Consider the following 23,769-nt stretch of genomic DNA (forward strand, 5'->3'; position numbering starts at 1 on the left):
TAAAATAATAAAATTAATTGTTGGAACATCCCGCCATTGTTGTAATTCTTACCGCTTCTGAAGGTGGTAAATCTTCATTTCTTTTAACCAGGCTGCTTATCATATTTTTAGCCAAGTTCATATAAATTCCGGATACCATTTCATCTTCTTGCAATACGGCCGGTCTTCCGTAATCAGAAGCCTCTCTGATGGATTGTATGATAGGAATTTCACCGAGGAAAGGAAGGTCCATAGACTCAGCTAATTTTTTAACACCTTTTTTTCCGAAAATATAATATTTATTATTCGGTAATTCTTTTGGCGTAAAATAAGCCATATTCTCAATTAAACCCAGAACAGGTACATTAATTTCCGGCATTTGGAACATAGCAACCCCCTTTTTTACATCCGTCAGGGCCACATGTTGCGGTGTACTAACGATTACGGATCCGGTTACGGGAACTTCCTGTACGATCGATAGATGTATATCTCCGGTTCCCGGAGGAAGGTCTATAAGAAGGAAATCCAATTCGCCCCAATTGGCATCATGAAGTAATTGGTGGATCGCTTTGGAAGCCATAGCTCCCCTCCAAATAACCGCCTGATTGGCTCCTGCAAAAAATCCTAAAGAAAGAAGCTTTACTCCGTAACTTTCCACAGGTATAATTTTATTATTATCTGATAAAGGCTTTTCATTGGTAACATCAAACATGGTAGGAACCGAAGGTCCGTATATATCAGCATCCAATAAGCCCACTTTAAATCCCATTTTAACTAACGCAGTTGCCAAGTTGGATGCAACGGTAGATTTTCCGACACCGCCTTTTCCTGAAGCAACCGCTATTATATTTTTAATACCCGGAATAGCATTTCCTCTGGAATCCTTTTTTTCCGGTACTTCTACTGAAATATTCAATTTAAGCTGTACATCTTTTCCAAACTTTTGTTCAAAAGCTGTATGCATAGCTGTTTCCATTCTTTTCTTTTCATGTAGGGCAGGTGAATGAGAAAGCATATCGATGATAACGGTATCACCCATTATTTGTATATTCCTGACTAAGTCATCAACCTCTATTTCCTTCAAAAAGTTTTTAATTTCTTCTTTACTTGCCATCTTGTATTTTCTTAAAATAAAAAAGTATAATTCCTTTTTATTGTCTGTACAAATGTATTAATCTTTATGGATTTATGTATACTTTTTACTAAAGAAAATCTATAGTTGAATAGTTTAAATGAATCAAAGTATGTTAAATTTTTAACTTGCCTAGTAAAGGGTATTCGGATTTAATTTGAGTTTAAGCTAAGATAAAAACTTATGTTGAGTGAAAATTTAATTTTTAATAAAAATTAATAGTTAGAAAAAAATGTAACTTTACCGAGGATAACCCATTCACTATGGAACTGAGAAGCGTACACGTTACAAGATACATTACCCCGTTGAGAGAAGGAGGTTCCTTACCTGCCTTGGCAGAAGCTGATGATGGGTTTAATTACGTAATTAAATTCAGGGGAGCAGGACACGGTACTAAGGCTTTAATATCTGAGTTAATTGGAGGAGAAATTGCAAGATTGTTAGGATTGAACATTCCTGAAATAGTATTTATTTACTTAGATGAAGCGTTTGGTCGTACGGAAGCTGATGAAGAAATACAAGATTTACTTAAAGCAAGTAGAGGTTTGAATTTAGGTTTACATTTCTTGTCAGGAGCGTTAACTTATGATCCGGTGGTTACAAAGGTTGATTCCTATCTAGCCTCAAAAATTGTATGGTTAGATGCGTTTTTAACTAATATTGACAGAACGATTAAAAATACGAATATGCTTATTTGGCATAAAGAATTATGGCTGATTGATATGGGAGCTTCCTTATATTTTCATCATTCTTGGATAAACTGGGAACGATTATCGGTTACACCTTTTGCCGAAATTAAAAACCATGTGTTATTACCTTTTGCCTCGCACCTCGAAGAAATTGATCAACAGTGTAAAGAACTAATAAGTTTAGAAAAAATCGGTGAAATAGTAAATTTAATACCCGATGATTGGTTAGATTGGAGAAGTTCAGAAGAATCCATACAGGATATAAAAAATATTTATCAAAAATTCCTTTCTAACAGATTAAATAATTCACAACTATTTATAAAAGAAGCTAATAATGCAAGAAAAACGATTATATGAATATTCCGTCATACGATTGGTGCCGAAAGTAGAAAGACAAGAATTTATAAATGTGGGAATTATTTTGTTTTCAAAAGAAGCTAAATTTATTAAAGTCGAATATATAGTTGATGAAGAGAAAATAAAATGTTTTAGTAAAGATAATACTTTTGATATTGATTGTATTATAAATGCATTGGAAGGATTTAAAAAAATTAGTATAGGAGATTCAACGGGACGGGGCATAGCTGCTATGAGTATAGCAGAAAGATTTCGTTGGCTAACTTCTGAAAGAAGTACTATGATTCAAACATCCAGACCACATCCCGGGTTTTCTTCGGATCTTAATCAAACATTTTTAAAATTATTTAACGAATTGGTATTGTAAAACTAATTCCTTGTTATCACAAAGATCATTTTCTTTTATCTTTTCATTTAAAATTATATGTAATTTTTACGCTAAAATTCAGTAATCATAGTTTGATAATTAGTTCTAATTCGAATAATTGTTTTTTAGCTTTTTATATTGTATTATATAATTTATAGAATATTATATCATATTATCAATTAAATTTATTATTATTTTATCCATGTATAAGATTAATTTTTTAAAAAATTATATACAATCTTTATGGAATTTAGTAATTTAAGCATCTTTATTGTAATAAATTAAGATTAGATATTTTATAATTTGAAATAAAATCATATGAAATCGATTTTTTTATTTTTAAGTTTTTGGATAATTCAAATAGGTATGGCACAAGTTATAAATTATGATATAGAGTGGAAGGAAATTGATATAGAAATGAAGAATGGAGAATTTAAATCTTTACTTCCTAAAGTTAATCAACTATACATTCAGGCAAAAAAAGAAAATAATTCTTCGGAAATTATTAATTCCTTGATATATCAATATCGAATCTTATCACAAACTCAAGAGGATAAAGATAATGATCCATACAAACTTGTAATCCAAAATTTTGAAAAGGAAATCAATTCTTTTAAAGGGATTACTTTGTCCTTGACAAAATCGATGTTAGCAAAAATTTATGAAGATTATTCAATTAGAACTCGTTGGGAAAGGAGAAATATAACTGAAACTGAATTTGTTTCCAATAATGTCAGCGATTGGTCCACGCAACAACTCATACAAAAGAGTTTTTCCTTATATAAAGAATCCATTAAAAATGATCAATTACTTAAGAAAGAAAAAACATTACATTGGAAAAACATTTTAAATTCAGATGAAAATATAGAATTATATCCCACTTTATACGATGTTTTAGTTTTTCGATATATCAATGCGTTAGAAAAAAACGACTCATCAAGCGAGTTTATTTTAACGCAGAATACAACTGAGAACAAAGGGTCTTTGGATAAAAAAAATAAAGAAGAAGAAATTAACGATTTTTATAAAGATTTATACGAATTTCACAAAAATGATTCGGATAAATCAGCTTTTCTAAACGTTAAATTAAAACAAATTGAAAATACTATTTATTCTTCTGAAACTTTTGAGAAGAAAGCAGCTTTAGTAGAGAATTTAGCAAATTCTTATCCGACTCAAAAATTTTCCGCCTATTTATATTACAAAGCTGCGAGTATGAATATGAATTCAAACAAAGAAAAAGCATATTCAATTTGTAAAAATGTTACCTATTCTGAAAATAACCCCTGGACTGTAAATTGTAAAAATCTTATCGAAGAAATTCAAAAAATATCCCTCAATGCTTCATTGGATGAAGTTCAATTACCTAATGAAAACATCCCGTTGGTAATAGAAGCAACCAATATCAATAAAGTTTATTATCGAATTTTTCAGCTAAATACGGTTAATAATACGATGATAAATTCGACTAATTCAGAATTTATATCCAACGGAATTTATTCTATAGAAAATAAAAAGCAGATTAGAAATGGTGTGTTGGAATGGAAATCGTTTTCAGATTTTAAGACTCATTCTACGTTAATTAAGTTAGATGGCCTATCAGAAGGAAATTATATGTTGGAATTGTCAACTAATTCATCATTTATACCCAATAAAGAGTTAAATTCAGAGTTCAATGGAACCTTATACTTTATGGTCCATGATTGGAGTATTGTTAAATTAGGAAGATACGTAAATCCATTATTTCAATTATTAAATCGTAAAACGGGAAAGGTTTATCCAACTAAATCTATAACTGTATACAAAAAACAAAATAAAAATATAGATTCAAAAAATTTACTTGAGTCCTATACCATTAAAACCGACTCACACGGAGTTTTTGATTTATCTAAACTTAGCTCAAAATTTGGAGATACTTATATATATATTCCTTCTTCACATTCCTATATGAAACTTCCTTCAAGCATGTACAATGATGAAAGTGATATTATTAAAAATGATACTCAAAAGATTAGTGCTTTTTTTACGGACAGAACAATCTATAGGCCCGGGCAAAAAGTTTTTTTTAAAGGAATACTTTATACTAAAGATAAGGATAAAACCTTAGTAGTAAAACAGCAAAAAGTGACTCTTTCATTAAATAATGCGAATGGACAGGAAATTTCAACTTTAAATTTAACATCCAATGATTACGGAAGTATATTTGGAGAGTTTATTCTGCCTCAAGGAGGTCTGACAGGAAATTATTATATATCTTCCAATTTCAGTAATGATACTCATTATTTTTCAGTAGAAGAATACAAAAGACCAAAATTTGAAATCACATTTGATGATTTTTCAGGAAATTATAAACTAGATGAACAGGTGGAAAGTAAAGGTAAAGCGTTATCATATAACGGATCGCCTGTTTCTGATGCAAAAGTTAATTACAGGGTTGAAAGAAAAGGTTTAGTACCTTTATATAGGATGTATTATCCCATGCCTTATTCAGATCAATCCGAAATAATAGCGCATGGAGAAGTAAATACAGATAAAGAGGGAGCTTTTACAATTTCTTATTTCGCAAAGGCTAAAGATCTTAAAAAGTGTAATGAATATAGATATTATACCTATATTTTAACCGTAGATGTTACAGATAATACCGGAGATACCCAAACTAAAAAAACTAAAATTACATTGGGAGATATCCCTCTGCAACTAACCTTACATACACCGGATGTATCCACTCAAAAAGATTTTACTAAACTAATCATACAATCAACTAATTTAAATGAGGTAAAAGTATATGCTCAAGGGATTGTTAACCTATATAAATTAGAAGGTCCATCCAGAATACTTCTTCCAAATAAATTAGCAATCGTTCCTGAATATCAATTATACGATAAAGAATCATTTGAACGTTATTTTCCACATTTACCTTATGCTAAAGATGAACAGGATCCGTCGGCATGGAAAAAAGAAAAAATAAATACCTATAAATTTGATACTCAAATATCTGATACTCTTAACCTTTCTTCTCCATTATCAAAAGGATTTTATTTAGTGGAAGCTGAAACTGTATTGGGTACTGATACCGTTAAAACTCAAAGAATTATTGAAATAAAAGATGATAAAACATTAAAATCATCAGATTATGAATATTTTAGTGTGAATGCTTCTCAATCATCATATCAGGTAGGTGAAAAAATTGAACTCAACTTTTTTTCTGATTTAAAAAATTCAACAGCCGTTTTACATTTGGAAAGTAACGGAAAATGGATAGTACACAAAGAAATACCTTTAGTTAAAGGTAGAGGAACCTATTCCTTTATAGCAACTAAGGATTTTATTAGTAATGGACTATTTGTTTTAACTTATTTGGTTAATGAAAATGGATATCAAGTAAAAAGCTTTCAAATAGAGGTTGTTGAAAAACCTAAAGACTTAAAAATTAAAACTGATGTATTTAGAAATAAGCTAATTCCTGGACAAAAAGAAACTTGGACTTTGACTATTAGCGGGAATGATAAAGATAAAATTGCTGCAGAAGTACTGGCTACAATGTACGATGAGTCTTTAGACCAATTTGTTCCTACTACTTACACATTCACTCCTTGGAAATATTATACGTATGGGGTATTATATCAATCGGCTTCTACCATTGGTTATAATCTCATTTCAAACAGATTATCAGAAAAGTTACCTAATTTAATTTATAAAAACCCCAAAAATGTTGATTTGAAGGATATATCCATAGGAACTTTATACGATGGGGAAGTGGTAGCTACTTCTGCAATTGCTATTCCTAAAAACGCAGATTATATGCAATCCGATTCAAATTTGGAAAATGGACTTATAGGAAGAAATAGTATGCAAAAGGTATTAAATCAAAATGCAGATGTAGAAAAGAATCTTTCTCAATTGAAATATCGTACGAATTTAGAAGAAACCGCATTCTTTTATCCTAATCTTTATACAGACGAGAAAGGTAACGTTACATTTTCATTTACCTCACCGGAGGCTTTAACTCAATGGAAACTTCTTATTTTAGCTCACACCAAAGATTTACATACGGGAACAGCTGAATTTCATACACAAACTCAGAAAGATCTCATGGTGGTGCCTAATCTTCCCAGATTTTTAAGAGAAGGAGATGAACTAACGATACGTACAAAAATTAATAACTTAACCGGAAAAAATATAACAGGAAATGCACGACTTTTTCTTTTTGATGCATTGACTCAAAAATCGGTAGATAATACATTTAATAATTTATCCCCTGTTATACCTTTCAAAGCAGAACTTTCTAAAAATACCGAAGTAAGTTGGAAAATTAAAGTTCCAAAAAATATTCAAGCCGTCAGTTTCCGCATAGTTGCAAATGCAGGTAATTTTTCAGATGGTGAAGAAAGTGTACTTCCCATACTTTCCGATAGGGTATTAATCACTGAATCTATACCTATCAACATAAAAGAAAATGAAACAAAAGAATATCATTTAGATAAGCTTAGTACTCATTCTTCAAAGTCCTTATCTCCATTAAATTTAAATCTGGAGGTTGCTACTAACCCTGTATGGCTGGCTATATTTACCATTCCCTATTTAAAGGAATATCCCTATGAAAATTCGGAGCAAGTGTTTAGTCGTTTGTATGGGAATGTATTGGCCTCTTTTATAGTAAATACCGTTCCGAATATTAAAAATGTATTAAATGATTGGAATACTAAAGGGATCAACATATCCAATTTAGAAAAGAATCAAGAATTGAAAAATATACTATTAGAAGAAACCCCTTGGATACGTACCGGTGAAAATGAAACCGAAGAGAAAAAGAGAATTTCTTTGCTGTTCGATTTAAACCAAATGGCTCAAGAAAATGCTCAAGTTCTAGATAAACTTAAAAACTTGCAGAATCCTGATGGTGGTTTTGCTTGGTTTGAAGGAGGAAATTCTAATGTATATATAACTGATAATATTATTGCCGGAATTGGGCAACTTAGAAAAATGTTGGGCATTCAGTATTCGACATATATACCGAATGATCTGGAACAGGTGATTAAAAAAGCTATTGCATATTCCGATCAAAACGTTTTGGATTATATCCAAAAAAATCAAATGGAAAAAAAAGAAGATGAGAGCGATTTACTGCAGTATTATTATGTAAGAAGTTTTTGGAAAGATCATTATCCATTACCATTAGAAACAGAAAACTATAGTAAAGAGATTAACAGAAATTTTACAAAGTATTTTAAAAAGTTAGATACACAAAATAAAGCGATGTTGGCCGTTACTTTGCATAGATTTGGATATACAACATCAGCGCAAACTGTGCTTCATAATCTGAAAGAAACATCGGTGAAATCAGAAACTACAGGCATGTATTGGAAAGATAATCTAGCCGGATGGTCCAGATACCAAACACCTATCGAATCTCAAACTAAAATTATAGAAGCCTTTGCAGAGGTAACTTCCCGGGATATTAATTCTGTAGAAGAAATGAAAATTTGGCTGCTAGGTAATAAACAGACTAATTCTTGGGGCTCTACGAAAGCTACAACTAATGCTTTGTATGCTTTATTGAATTTTGGAAAAGATTGGTCTGAAGGAGAAAAAAATGTGAGCATTTTTAGTGGAAACAAGCAAATTTATCCATCAGTCGATGCTTCCATGACTCAAACTACAGGATATTTTAAAAAAACATGGAATTCTGAGCAAATAAAATCGGAAATAGGAGATATAAAAATTGAGAAAACATCTCCCGGTATAGCTTGGGGAGGATTATATTATCAATATATCGAAGATTTAGATAAAATAACAGATGCAGGAAATGCTATTAAAATTCAGAAAAAATTATTTAAAAAAACGATATCCGATCAGGGTTTTATATTACAGGATATTTCGAGTAAAAATTATATATCCATCGGTGATGTAATTACTGTAAGACTGATACTAAAAGCTGATCGTGATATGGATTTTATTCATATTAAAGATATGAGAGCTTCAGGATTTGAACCTGTGAATATTTTTTCTTCGTATAAATATCAAAACGGATTAAGTTATTATGAAAGTACTCGCGATTCATCTACTAATTTTTTCTTTGAACATATAAGAAAAGGAACGTATGTGTTTGAATATGAGGTAAGAGCTAATAATAAAGGAGAATTTTCAAATGGGTTTACTTCAGTGCAATCCGTCTATGCGCCTGAAATGTCCGCTCATAGTGGTGTAGATTATATAACAATAAACTAATTTAAAATGATTGAATTTTAATTTAAACTTAAAAAAATATAAAAACACATAAACTATTATGTGTTTTTTATATTTGTATCGAAAAATAGATTCTATGAAAAAGTATTTTAGCCTAATCGTTATATATCAATTTTGTTTTGTTTTTTCACAAAGTTATAGTTCATTTACATTTGATTTAAAAGATGGAGATTTACTGTTTCAAGAATCCTATGCTAAAAATATGGATAGCGCGATCAAACAGGTTACTTCAGGCATAGATAATTATAATTTCACCCATGTTGGAATGGTATATAAAGATTCTATTACAAAATCATTTAATGTAATTGAAGCAACTCATCCCAAAGTAAAAATTACACCGCTGGAAGAATTTTTAATTCCAAAAAAATATGAAAATAAACCACCCATTTCTGTTGTTGGAAGATTGAAAGCACCCTATCAAAAATTGATTCCACAAGCGATAAAAGAAGCTCAAAAATTAATAGGTAAAGAATACGATGACGCTTTTGATTTAACTAATGATCAATACTATTGTTCAGAGCTTATATATAAAATTTTGTATATATCCAATGGTAATAAAGAAGTATTTCCTTTAAATGTAATGACATTTAAATCCTTTGAGACAGGAAAATTTATTCCGTATTGGGAAAGTAATTTTCAAAAATTAGGAATTCCTATTCCGGAAGGAGAATTAGGAATTAATCCGGGAGCTATGTCCAAATCTGATGTCATCGATATCGTTTATTTTTATAAACCCTAGATATCAATATGAGGTTTTTTACATACATCATTTATAAAGTTCTCAATTGTAAATCATTAATTTATAAATAAATTAAATTTCTCTTAAAATTATTTCAATCTCCTTTCTTCAGCTAAATTATTTATCATACATACAGTTTTAATAATCTTCATTTACCTTTGAATAGTTTATTTAATTGGTATTAAAAATTTATAGGTTTTTTGATTGTTTAATATATTAATAAAAAAATTATTTATATACCATTCTATATTCTTACTGTTCATCCAACTAAATTGGATAAAATTTAAAGATCTAATCTAGTGTTTAAAATTTAGTAATACACTATAATAAGATAAAAAAATCTTTCCATATAAAAAAAATTCTTTACTTACATTTCATGGATTTATGTTAATTTTTTTAATAAATACCTTTATTTATTAATTAGTTAAACATGTTATTTTTGTTTATATAATATAAATATTAAAAAATTACATAAATAATATATAAAAATATATTTTATTATGGTTGATTTTTAATGATATTATAAATTTTTTATGATATTTAAAATTAAATTTAAATAAAAATAGATATAAGTTAATAATTATTTTATATTTGTATAAATTATATAATAATTATTGTATATAAATATAATTTATTTTTTATTTTATATATTTAAATGCTTTAATTATTTGTGAAATTTATTTATATAAAATAATTAATTTATGAAACACTTTTTACAATTTATTATTTGTTATCTAATTTTTCAAAACAATAGTATATCACAAACTTTTAATTATAGCTCTTCCAGCAATCAAATACCTGAAAAAGAATACCAAGCCTTGGTAGATATTTACAACCAATTGAACGGTTCGAATTGGAGTGGATCCAATTCATGGAAAAAATGGGATATAACGGAGAATAATTTACATGAAATAAAATGGGATGGAGTAACAGTAGAAAATGGACATGTCACCGGACTTAGTTTATATTATTTTTATAATGTAAAAGGTAAACTGCCGGAAAGTATAAAAAATTTGGAGTACTTAAATTATTTAAGTTTATCCTCTTATTATATAGAAAAAGATTTTCAGGGAACGGATTGGAGTATTTTATCGGGATTAAAGAATTTAGAAAGCTTATACTTATATGGAAGCAAAATAAGCGGACCAATCCCTGAAAGTTGGGGAGAATTACAGAAATTAAAATATCTAGATGTAGGTAATTCAATGGTAACCCAATTAAATTCAACCATAGGAAATATGACGAGTTTAATAAAATTAGAAGCCAGTGAAAATCAGCTTACAGACCTACCCAAGTCGATTTTCAAAAACAAGCTGGAATATATAGATTTATCACATAATTACTTACAAAAAGTACCCAAAGAACTGGAAGAGATCAAAAGCTTAAAAACAGTAAAATTTTACAACAATCTAATTTCAGAAGTAGAAGGCTTATTACCTTACAATATAACATATTACGACTTAAGAAAGCAAACCATTACTTTACCTCTATTCACATATAAAGGGGAAGATGTTGAAATAAGCTTACCCCAAGTATTTTTATATAATAGAACCAAAAACGATTTCAGTCAAAAACCATTACTTCGTATTTATTTAAGAGGTAGTCAAATAGGAGAATACCTGCCGGTATCAGAAAAAGGGGTAGTTACAATTCCTAAGAATTTATTATCCACAATTAAAAAAGGAGATGATCTCTATTTATATCAAGAAACGTATACACAAAATAATACCTACATGGGAGACAATTATCTACGATTTTCCCAAGTAAATTTAGAATTACCGAAAGTACCTGAAAAAGAATACCAAGCCTTGGTAGATATTTATAACCAATTGAACGGCTCGAATTGGAGTGGCTCATATCAATGGAAAAAATGGGATATAACGGAGAATAATTTACATGAGATACCATGGAGTGGAGTAACAGTAGAAAATGGACATGTCACCGGACTTAGTTTATATTATTTTTATAATGTAAAAGGCAAACTGCCGGAAAGTATAAAAAATTTGGAGTACTTAAACTATTTAAGTTTATCCTCTTATCGAGTTGAAAAAGATTTTCAGGGAACGGATTGGAGTATTTTATCGGGATTAAAGAATTTAGAAAGCTTATACTTATATGGAAGCAAAATAAGCGGACCAATCCCTGAAAGTTGGGGAGAATTACAGAAATTAAAATATCTTAATATAGGTTATTCAAGTGTATATCAAATAAATTCTACTATAGGAAATATGGAAAATTTAATAAGATTAGAATTAGATGGAAATCAAATACAAGAATTACCTCCATCAATTTCTAAATGTAAGTTGGAATATTTAGATCTTTCATATAATAATTTCAAAAAAGTACCCAAAGAACTGGAAGAGATCAAAAGCTTAAAGACAGTAAAATTTTATAGTAATCAAATTTCATCCATAGAGGGTTTTTTACCTTATAGCATAACGGATTACAATTTAAGAAAGCAAACCATTACTTTACCTCTAATCACATATAAAGGAGAAGATATAGAAATAAGCTTACCCCAACTATTTTTATATAACAGATCGAAAAACGATTTCAGTCAAAAACCGACCATGATACTCTATTTAAGAGGAAAAAAAATAAGCGGGAATTTACCAATATCAGAAAAAGGGGTAGTTACGATTCCTAATAATTTAATATCCACAATTAAAAAAGGAGATGATCTATATTTATATCAAGATACATATACACAAAATAATACCTACATGGGAGACAATTATCTACGATTTTCCCGAGTAAATATAGAATTACCGAAAGTACCTGAAAAAGAATACCAAGCCTTAGTAGATATTTATAACCAGCTTAATGGAGCGAACTGGAAAGGATATGATTGGAAAAAATGGGATATAACGGAGAATAATTTACATGAAGTAAAATGGGATGGCATAACAGTAGAAAATGGTCATATAACAGAGTTAAGCTTCTATTATTTTTATGATGTAAAAGGCAAACTACCGTCAAGCATAAAAAATTTAGAATACTTAAAAATATTAAATTTATCCTCATATTATATACAAAAAGATTTTCAGGGAACGGATTGGAGTATTTTATCGGGATTAAAGAATTTAGAAGTTTTATATCTGTATGGGAATAAAATAGAAGGATCATTACCGGAGAGTTGGGGAGAATTAAAGAAATTAAAGCATTTAGAAGTAAGGTATAACTCAATAAATCAATTACATTCCACCATAGGAAATATGGAAAATTTAATAAAATTAGAATTAGATGGAAACCAAATACAAGATATACCAAAATCATTAATTCAAGATCATTGGGCAATTTCAAATTTAAATTTTAAAAATCAAACTATTAAAATTTCAGAATTAGAAACGGGAACTAATGAATTGATTATCAAACTTCCGCAAATTTGCGTTTTCTCCATAAATAACGGTTCTTCAAACCTTAATGGAAAATATATTTTTAATATATATATTAATAATGTAAGAAAGGGTTCAACGTATTCTAATAACGGAATTTTATATTTTAAGGATATAGCTTCGTGGGGAGTAAAATATGGAGATAAAGTAAGAATTGAGCAAACGGAAGGATATGCACAAGGCACAAACATATATTATGACAAATTAACTTTCGGTAGACAGGTGGAAGCTACTGAATTTGAAATTTTAAAAAAGTTTCATTCATCTACATTAGGAGTTTTATGGAAAAATAAATGGGATGTGTCGAAAAATAATCTTCATTTAGAAAATTGGTATGGTGTAGGAATTAAAGATGGACATATAATATCCATTTCTTTACCGAACAATTTGTTGATGGGAACTATTCCTGAGGAAATTTCGGGATTGAAATATCTTGAAGTCCTAAATTTAAACTCAAATGAAATCGAAGGAGAATTACCCATATCATTAGGTAATTTAAAAAAACTAAAGATTTTAAATGTTTTAAGCAATAAAATATCCGGAAACATACCTGCCTCATTGTCGGAATCAAAAGAACTAAAAAAAATGATTTTATCTAATAATAATTTTTCCGGGAATATTCCTTCAATAGTGTTAAATGAATTAAAAGAAATAAATGAGCTTGATTTATCGAATAATTCTTTTACCGATATTGATCATCCATTAACTTTTAACAATGCAGATATACGAAATCAAGAGAGCAGCAAAGATGAATATTTAGAATTAAAAGATGATAAAATTATCGTCAAGCTAAATAAAATTAATTTATACGATACTAAAAATTCTGATTTCAAAGCTAAAAATACATTTTACTTACAGGCTAATAATTTAAATATATCCAAAAGTACAGCTAAAGACAGTTTGGTCATTTTCTCAGATATAAATATATCAGAAATACCCGATAGTGCTTCCATAGCCATTTGGCAATCAGATGGTTCTGCGTCAGGTTCACATAACCGATATAAAGGCATTGTACGACAATCTACCACTCCGGTCTTTGACGAAGAATATCGAGCTTTGGTGAAGCTATACCAAAAAACAAACGGTGATCAATGGAAAGAAAAATGGAATATTTCATCGAATAATCTACATATACAATCTTGGAAAGGGATAATTCATAATGAAGGACATATCATTGAAATAAATCTTTCCGACAATAATTTAAACGGAATAATTCCGAAAGAAATAGCAGATTTACCTAAACTTAAATCGATAAATCTTTCATCCAACCGTATAAATGGTATTGAAAAAATAATTCCATCAAATGTAACAGTCATTTTGGATCGTCAAACTATAGATTTAGGAAATTTACCATTATCTGATCAAACTGTGATAAAAGATACAAGCATAAATCGATACGATCATAAATCACAAAAATTTATTAATCAAAGTTATTCGATCACTATTGGTGATTTCAGTAAGAATATAACTATACCGGAGAAAGGTATAAAATTAGTAGACTTAATTCAACGATGGAATATTCCAAATAAAGAGGAGATAATTTTAAAACAGATATCGGGTACTACAAAATATAGTAATCTCAGCTATACATTGACTTTTAAAGACGGAGATTCAAATATGGATGGAGTAGTTAATGTTCTTGACATACAAACAATTTTAAATTATTTGCAATCTATTTATCCTAAATATTTTAATTATTCCGCTTCTGATATAAATAAGGATTCTGATATAAATTTACTGGATGTATTACTATTAGTAAATCAGATTCAGAGTAATACTTTAGAAAAAAATTCTCAAGTTAAAAATGAAGTTACTTCTCGAAATTTGACTAATAATTTAAGTATTGAAAACAATATTTTATATATAGAAAATTTTGATCAAACGGTTTCAGCTTTTGATATTCGATTAAAAGGTGGATTAAATGAAAATATAATATCCTTACTAAATCCAAAAGATTTTACTTTACATGTTTCTAAAAATCATGAACTAATTAGTATACTATGCTTTAGCACTAAAGATGGACTTAAAGTTGGAAAACATCCCATAGCTCAAATTCCTTCAGGTAGTGAAATTGTATCTGGACTATTGTCCAATGAAAAGGCCGAAGAAATTGTGTTCCAAATTAATGATAAATTATTAAATATTGAGGATACTAATGAAGCTAATGATTTATCGAATAAAGTAACTAACACACCTAATCCTTTTTCAGAGAAAACTTTTATAAAGTATTATCTTCCGGATAATGCATTAGATGTTCAATTAACTTTATATGATCTTCAAGGAAGGGTAGTAAAGGTTGTAAAAAATTTGCCGGTAAAGCAAGGAAATTGTGAGTATACTTTATTTAAAAGCAACCTCACGCCAGGTATATATATCTATTTTTTAGAACAAAAATTTAGAAATTATAAGAAAACATATAAAAGAAAAATCTTAGTAACCGATTAATAAAAATGATTATGAAACTAAAAACGCTATTTAAAATCGTTTTTACATTATGCATAACTATGTTATCTGCTCAGAATAGTTTACAAATTCCGAGTGTATCAGCAAGTATAGGTGAAAAAACGAAAATAAATATAGATTTAACTAATAGTGATCCTATTATTGGAGTAGAATTTACATTAGTAATTCCGAAAGGTTTAATCGTATATGATAAAGAAAGTATTTTGAAGCAAGATCGTAAAGGAGAAGATCATGTACTATTTACTAATTTGGATAAAGATGGGAATTATCATTTCATGGTATTTTCCTATACTAATAAAGTCTTTAAAGGAAATAGAGGTACTCTTATTGAAATTCCTATTGAAATACCAATCACTTATAAAGATGGACAATCTTTTGATATTTTATTAAAAAATGTTATAGTAAGTTCAACTAAAATTCAGGATGTAGGTTCTAACCATCAAGGAGGAAAATTGCTAATTAAAAAAGATTTTTCTCCCGATTTAGAAGTTTCTGAAGTTACAACTTTAGGGTCAGAAGCTGTACCCGATAAAAAACTTACAGCTTCGTGGAAAGTTAAAAATTTAGGAAAAAAAATTGCCGTAGGAGGTTGGACAGAACAAGTGTATCTTGTTTCAGAGATAACCGATCAAAAATATTTATTAGGTTCAATTTTTTATAAAAATGATTTAAATCAAAATGATAATATTATAAGGCAAGGAGAATTTAAATTACCTAAAATTATCGGGTTTGATGGAAATTGTAAATTAGAAGTAAATATTATCGCTGAATCATCTGTTAAAGAACCTGATTCAGATAAAGATAACAATAAAGCACTTTCTGCTAATTCTATATTTTTAAATAAAGTATTGTTTATTGAAACTGATAAAAATAAAATTATTGAAAATTCTGAAGATAAAATTAAAATAGTTTTAAACCGAAGCGGAGATATATCAAAAGATCAAACTTTTACTATTCAAAGCTCTATAGAAAATCAGTTTGCACTTCCGGAATCCGTTACCATCAAAAATGGGGCATCTACAGCAGTTATCTATGCGAAACCCATAGATAATACGAAGATTGACGGTGATAGAACAGTAAGGATTACAATTTCAGGGAATGATTATAAAGAGACTTTTTTTGATATAACAATTATAGATGATGAAATACCATCATTTAATATAACTGCTTCTTCTAATAATTTAAATCCGGGAGATAAAAGTAAAATTACCTTGCATTTTATGCAAATTCCTTCTACTGATATTAAAATTAATTTAGAAACAGATTACAATAAACGATTAAAAATCCCTGATGAACTGCTGGTAAAAGCAGGGATGAAAGAAATTTCATTTGATGTTGAAGCAATTGAAACCAAAGTTCCAGAAGCCGAACTTTCAGCTAAAATCACCGCGCGCGCTGTCGGCTATAAACAGGAGAGTATTAACATAAAATTAAATAAAGCTAACATCCCTTCCTTTGAATTTATTATATCACCTTCAACAATTTCTGAAGGAGATGGGACTTACGCAACTACAGCAATTATTAGAAGGTTAGATAATACGGAAAGTAATGCTACCCTTCTGTTAAAAACGGATATAGCGGATGCTTTACTTATTCCTTCAAAACTAGTTTTTACAACCGGACAATCTCAAAAGAAATTTTCAATAGGAGTAGTAGATAATTCTATAGTTGACAGTACCAGAATAGTTACCGTTACTGCATCCCTATATATTCCAGGTTGTGGATGTAGTGGTGCATCTAGTGGAATATCGGGGACAGAATATAAAAGTAAAGTAACAATTTTAGATAATGATGGCTTATCCTTACTAGTTAAAGCAAATCCATCTACAGTAAAAGCAGGGATTAAAAAAGAAGCAAAAATTATTATATCTCGAAATACGGTAAGAAATGAAGATCTTACTAAATCACTTTTAGTAAAACTTTCATCTGATTCGCCAACAATTTTGGAAATTCCACAAACAGTTGAGATACCTTCAGGAAAACAATCTGTTGAAGTAACAATTAATACATTAATTGACCCAACGATTAAAGGAGATCAAACGATTAGGATACAGGCAGAAGCGCAGGATTATAATTCCGGGTTCGGTTGGATATTAGTTACCGATCAAAATAAGCCTGATGCAATTATAAACTCAATTATTGCTCCGGAAACAGTAGAGGGAGGGAAAGTTACAGAGATATCAATCGAAATTAAAAATCAGGGATTTGCTGTGCTTCCTAAAGGTATGAAAATAGAATACTATTTATCAACAAATACATCGATAAAAGATTTAAAACCTTTTGATGAGGCGGTAATTGAAAATGAAATCAATCCCGGTAAAAGTATAGATTTTAAACATACAATTCAATTACCGGATCGGGCAGGTTCTTTTAACTTAGTGGCAGTTCTAAACTCAGATAAGAATATAGAAGAATTAACATATACTAACAATGAATCCTATAAAGAAATAGAGTTAAAACCTTCTTATGCGGCGGATATACAGGTAGATAAAAAAGTATATAAACCGGGAGAAATCATAACCATGAAAGGTTCGGCAAAATATATTAATGGAAGTTTAGCCGCTAATAAGCCTGTTGAAATAAGCATAAATAACGGAGGTTTTGTAAGATCGTTTACTATAAAAACCAATGTCACAGGAAATTTTGCCTATGATTTTGCTCCTCTCCAAGGAGAAAACGGATTTTATGAAATAGCCGCCGGCTATCCGGGAATGAAAGTTAAGGCACAAGATGATTTCAATTTGTTAGGAGTAGAGTGGGTTAATAAACCGTCGGACTATTTGAAATGGGAGGTCACCGAAGGACAAAGATTGGAAGGAGAATTTAAATTGAAAAATAATACTCGAACAACACTCACTAATATACTAGTGAAATTACCAACTGCTGCTGATTTTAAACTGGAAACTAAATCACTAAATCTAAATGCCGGTGAGGAAGGCGTTTTAAAATACACCCTTATTCCTAATGCAGCATCGTCAGTAAGAAAATATTATGAAATAAGAGCAGAATTTATTTCAGATGAAGGGGCTAAAACTCCTTTTACCTCTTGGTATTATTGTCATACGGAAAAAGCTAAGCTCATAGTAGATCCTGTAACTATAAACACGAGCATGGTCAAAGGAAAATCGAGATTATATGAAGTAAAAGTTGTAAATATAGGTTCAACCGAAGCTAAAAATATAAAAATAGATGTTCCTAAATTGGAATGGTTAAAATTGAAATCTCCTGAGAAAATTGATAAATTGGGAGCCTCAGATACATTAAAAATAGTATTTGAATTAAAACCAACGGATAAGCAACAAATAAATGTACCTTTAAAAGGAAGTATAGCTCTTAATTTATCTAATGGTAGTGGAATTGGTATTCCTTTTACCATTGAAACTGTATCAGAAAATAAAGGAACTTTACAAATAGATGTTGTTGATGAGTATACCTACAATACAGAAAAAGCGCCTCATGTGCAAGGAGCTAAAGTGATTGTTCGTCATCCGTATACAGGAGTCATAGTTGCACAAGGAATTACCGATAGTACCGGAATATTTTCTGCTGAAAATATGGCGGAAGGTTGGTATTCGGTCTTAGTATCCGCTAATAAGCATGATTCTTATCAAAATAATTTTGAGATAGAACCTGGAAAAACGAATAAAAAATCGGTATTTTTATCTTATCAAGCGGTTTCGTATGAATGGAATGTAAAACCCACGGAAATAGAAGATCAATACGAGATGGATTTAGATGTTACATTTGAAACCAATGTACCAAAACCCGTTCTAGTTGTTGATATTGATCAATCTATAATAAAATTGGAAACTGGACAAAGTATGATGAGTTACGTAACTGTAACAAATCATGGATTGATCAATGCTTTAGATGCTAAAATATCAATTAGTCAAATCAATGGGTATAAATTAACACCGCTTATAGATAGATTAGATGTTATACAAGCTAAAAGTTCAGTAATTATTCCGGTTTTAATTGAAAAAATTCCGGAGTCTAAATTTAATTTTCTTCCATGTTTTGCTATTTTTGATATAATGGCTCTTTTCCCATGTGGTCCAAGTTTAGCTGATATAATTGCTTCAGGAAACTTTAAAGTATTTGGAAATTGTGAATCTAAAAATGATCCACCTAAAGCTCCTACTAATACTCCTGATGGCCCTAATTATCCTAAAGGAGATGGAAATATTGATATTGATCCTTGGTCTATACCCACTTATATTACTAATCTACCTAATATATGTGATAGTGATAAAAGTTGTGTAATTAGCGTTGTGAATACCTTTTTTACATGTGTTGTAGGTACTATTGTAGCTCCGATAACTTGTACTGTATCAATTGCAACTTCATCTGATTTAAAAGATTTAGGCTTAGCTATAGGTGGATGCTTAACTTCAGGTAAATTAAGTTGCGCTTTTGGAATAGGTTCGATATTAAAAGCATGCATTAAAGCTTTAAAAGATAAATTGAATACCTATAATTATTCCAATGAATTAGAAAAATTGATATATTTTTATGAAGATTTTGAAGCTTTCAATAAAGCAAATAATGCTCAGGATAAAAAAATAAAAGAAATTTTTAATGAGGAAAATTGGAGAGATAATTATGATTTTAAACAATTATTATTGGAAGTAGCAAATTTTCTTGATAATGATAAGAAATTTAGTATTAATGATATTGCAAGAATTAAATCAAATCTAATTAATACATATTTTACAGATATTTATATAGATAAATTTTGTGATAGATGGAATTCTTCCATAGATGCTTGGAATATAGGAATTTTATCACCAAATAAAGAGTATCCAAATATAATAAGTAAAGACAGTTTAGTTCAATATAAACTTGAAATAGAAAATTTTAATAAATATGTAAACAACAGAGGTTATGATTCAGCAGAAAAAATGCTTCAAGATGACTTAGATTTTTTTGAAGAATTAAATAATGAATTACAAGAATCTAATAAACCATCAGTATGCGCTACAATCACTGTTCGATTTTCGCAAAAAATGACCATGACTCGAGAAGCATTTGAGGGAACTTTAAATATTAATAACAGTTCTTCTAAAGAAATAAAAGATATCAATTTAAATTTGGTTATCACCGATGAAAATAATAAAGATGTAACTCATTTATTCCAAATTAATAAGGACGAATTTTTAAACGGATCCGGAATAGTAGGAGCTAATTCAAATGGTATAGGAACAGTTATCTATATTCCGACCAAAGAAGCAGCACCTACCGTATCAAAATCATATTCGTTTGGTGGAACCTTATCTTATTTGGATCCGGAGACCGGAGAAAAAGTATCAGCAAAATTATTTCCGGTAACCTTAGAAGTAAATCCAAGTCCCGATTTAGTATTGCATTATTTTATGCAACGAGATATTATCGGTGACGATCCATTAACGGAAAAAGTAGAGCCTATGGTGCCGGCAGAAATGTCTTTATTAATTAAAAATGAAGGCTATGGAACCGCAAAAAATGTTCAAGTACAATCCATGCAACCGGAAATAATCGAAAATAAAAAAGGTTTATTGATTGATTTTGAAATGATTGGTAGTAGAATGAACAATCAACCGAAGCAATTAGGATTGTTAAATATTGATTTCGGTTCAATTGCGCCGCAAAAAGCTATGGTTGGTCAATGGTGGTTTACCAGCACTTTATTAGGACATTTTGTAAAATACGATATTAAGGTAAAACATTTAAATAGTTATGGAAATAAAGATTTAAGTTTGATCAAGGAATACCATATACATGAATTAATTAAAAGTGTAAAAGCATACGGCAAAGGTCAAGATGATATTTCTGATTTCTTGGTAAATGATATTCCAGATTTAAATGATACGCCGGATATGATTTATTATTCTAACGGTGAAAGTGAAGAAGTTTCTCAAGTTTCTGCCGCTAAAGTAACTAACGAAATATCACCATCGCAAGTTACTACACAGTTAAGCATTACACCATCTTTCATAGGTTGGAATTATGGAAATATTACCGATCCGGGTAAAGATTTGTATAAGTTGATTAAAGTTATTCGTAATTCAGATAATTTAGAATTACCTATCGAAAATTTCTGGCAAACTTTTGTAACCTTAAGAGACGGAAAAGATCCTAAATATGAAAATAAACTTCATTTCGTAGATAAAGTAGAGGGAACCACTACCTATACACTATATTATACGCCCATAGACACGAATGTTCCGAAAGTAGTGTCATTTGCGAATATTCCTGAGCAAACCACTACACAACCGGTTGAATATGTGGAAGTACATTTTAACAAACCTATACAGAAACAAACATTTAGTTATAAGAATATACGTCTGATACATCAAGGAGCAGAAATTAAATTATCACAAGATAATGTTAAAATAGGTATAACTAATGATTCTGTATTTGTTGTGGATTTAAAAGCATTAACTCGTACTTCAGGATATTATGAATTAACGGTTCAATGCGCGGGAATTAAAGATCTTAAAGGAAATGAAGGAACAGAAGGAAAATCAGTTTCTTGGACTCAGGTTATCGGAGAATTGGGAATTATGCAGTTTACCTCAGATCAACTTAATTCACAACCTTTAAACAGTATAGAAATCATTTTCAATAAAAAAATAGCTTCGAATCAATTTAATAAAGAAAAAATTTCTTTAAATGGAAAACGTTTGGAAAACATTACAATAACTAATGTAGCCGGAGGCATAAAATATACAATAAGTGGTTTGAATGAATATAATGTGGAAAACGGTAATTATGAATTAGAGGTAAATTTACCGGAAATGGTAGCAGAAGACGGATCAAAAGGTTTGATAGTACAAAAATTCTCATGGAAAGTAGATAAAAATCTTCCGGAAGTTGATCAATTTGAGCTTCAATATCAAGGTGCTGTACATGCGCAAAATGTAACGGATGTTCTTATAACCCTTAACAAACCGATCACTTCTGAATTATTGCCTGAATGGGTTCAGTTAATTAAAGGATCTGAAAATCAAAAAGCTTTAATTACGGTAACTAAACAAGATGAAATACATTATTTAATTTCAGGATTAGGTAACTATACTCAGTCAGAAGGATCTTATAAGCTACTAGTAAATCAAGAAGGATTTATAGATGAATTTGGAAATTATGGTACCGGTTCTGTAAATAAAAATTGGACGGTTCGTTTCGAAAAGCCTCTGTCAGTAATTAATATGCACTTAACACCCGATAGAGGTATATCATCAACAGATAATATCACTTCCGGAGATGATGTTATGTTGCAGATGGAAACCGTTGAAGATTATAGAAAAGTTATTATATATATGGGTACTATATCCGATGAAACAATAATTCAAGAAATAGTTCAAGATAATAAAGGATTGATAGAGATACCCGTAGGTAACTTTAAAGGCAAAAATAAATTCAAAGCGATAGTTTACGACTCATATGGAAATGCTAGTAGTCCTGTAGTATTAGATACTTACATTGACGGAAACGAACTTTCAGCTAATTTCTTGCAAATTACAAAAAGAACTGTTTCATGTTCAGAGATAGAACATATCAAATTAAATTTTACTGAAGATATAGTAAGATCAGATTTAAATGTTGATGCTTTAGTGATCGAATCAGCAGGGATAAAAATATCAGGTAAAGATTTAAAAATAAATTCAATATCTGATAGAGAGTTTGAAATTTCGAATTTGGAAAGTCTAAAAAATAACGGTGATATAAGTTTAGGCGTTAATTTGAATTATCTCCATAAAAAAATTAGCGGATTGCAAGGAAACGGTATAGCATCTATACAATTAGGTGAAATCCAATACTTTGAATCAGAAATTTCCGGTTCTGAAACCTCATCAGTTAATGCGGTTGAAAACTATGTAGCCGCTTCAGACATGAATTCATATAAATGGACAGTTACCGGAGGTGAGATTGTTAATGAAAATAAAAACGTACTATCGGTAAAATGGAAGGAAAAAGGAGATCAAACTATTACGTTGGAATATCAAACACCAACATTCTGCAACAAGTCAACATCAATAAAAGTAAAAGTAGATAATTCTTTATCCATTGATGAAATTGAAATAACTGATACTAAAACGTTAAAATTAGTACCGGTTCCTAACAAAGGGATTTTTACCTTGTTGATGAAAGGTAAAGAAGGAAATTTCAATTTGTCAATATATGATTTAAGCGGACGAAAAATTTATAGTGAAGAAAAAATAAAAGTAACTGATAACTTTAAGAAACTAATTAATATAAGTCCAATTCAGAGTGGAGTATATTATCTGATTTTACATAACAGTAAAGAAGCATATAAACTTAAATTTACAGTAGAATAAATGATTTAAACTTACTAAAAAGCCCTTTTTTTAAAAGGGCTTTTTTTATTTAATAAATTGTAAAAAAATTAAACAGAGATAAAG

At 29.5% G+C, this 23,769-nt stretch carries 7 protein-coding genes; 6 read left to right on the forward strand and 1 reads right to left on the reverse strand.

Features of this window, described 5'->3' with window-relative positions; genetic code table 11:
- Positions 1–13 precede the first annotated feature (13 nt).
- Positions 14–1,093: an Mrp/NBP35 family ATP-binding protein gene (locus C4S75_RS06435; protein WP_105297481.1), complete on the reverse strand. Its 1,080-nt coding sequence runs from the start codon at positions 1,091–1,093 to the stop codon at positions 14–16.
- Between the two features lie 281 nt (positions 1,094–1,374).
- Between C4S75_RS06435 and C4S75_RS06440 the strand changes: the two genes are divergently transcribed.
- The 6 genes from C4S75_RS06440 to C4S75_RS06465 all read left to right on the forward strand — a co-directional run bounded on the left by C4S75_RS06440 (position 1,375) and on the right by C4S75_RS06465 (position 23,685).
- Positions 1,375–2,157: a HipA family kinase gene (locus C4S75_RS06440; RefSeq protein ID WP_105297482.1), complete on the forward strand. Its 783-nt coding sequence runs from the start codon at positions 1,375–1,377 to the stop codon at positions 2,155–2,157.
- Positions 2,135–2,524 carry a DUF3037 domain-containing protein gene (locus tag C4S75_RS06445; protein ID WP_105297483.1) on the forward strand — a complete coding sequence of 130 codons (390 nt, stop codon included), beginning with the start codon at positions 2,135–2,137 and terminating at the stop codon, positions 2,522–2,524. Before C4S75_RS06440 ends, C4S75_RS06445 begins: the two co-directional genes overlap by 23 nt.
- A gap of 318 nt (positions 2,525–2,842) precedes the next feature.
- The gene (locus C4S75_RS06450; RefSeq protein ID WP_105297484.1) at positions 2,843–8,752 is read left to right on the forward strand and encodes an alpha-2-macroglobulin; all 5,910 of its coding nucleotides are present in this window, start codon (positions 2,843–2,845) and stop codon (positions 8,750–8,752) included.
- Between the two features lie 94 nt (positions 8,753–8,846).
- Positions 8,847–9,509 (forward strand): YiiX/YebB-like N1pC/P60 family cysteine hydrolase, encoded by a 663-nt coding sequence (locus C4S75_RS06455; RefSeq protein ID WP_105297485.1) that lies wholly within the window; start codon positions 8,847–8,849, stop codon positions 9,507–9,509.
- A 701-nt stretch (positions 9,510–10,210) separates the two neighbouring features.
- A complete protein-coding gene (locus C4S75_RS06460; RefSeq protein ID WP_105297486.1) occupies positions 10,211–15,349 on the forward strand; it encodes a dockerin type I domain-containing protein in 5,139 nt (1,712 codons plus the stop codon).
- An 11-nt stretch (positions 15,350–15,360) separates the two neighbouring features.
- Positions 15,361–23,685, forward strand: coding sequence for a CARDB domain-containing protein (locus tag C4S75_RS06465; RefSeq protein WP_105297487.1), 8,325 nt, complete (start codon positions 15,361–15,363; stop codon positions 23,683–23,685).
- Positions 23,686–23,769: the final 84 nt, after the last annotated feature.

The sequence above is a fragment of the Apibacter sp. wkB309 genome (assembly GCF_002964915.1).
GTDB lineage: Bacteria > Bacteroidota > Bacteroidia > Flavobacteriales > Weeksellaceae > Apibacter.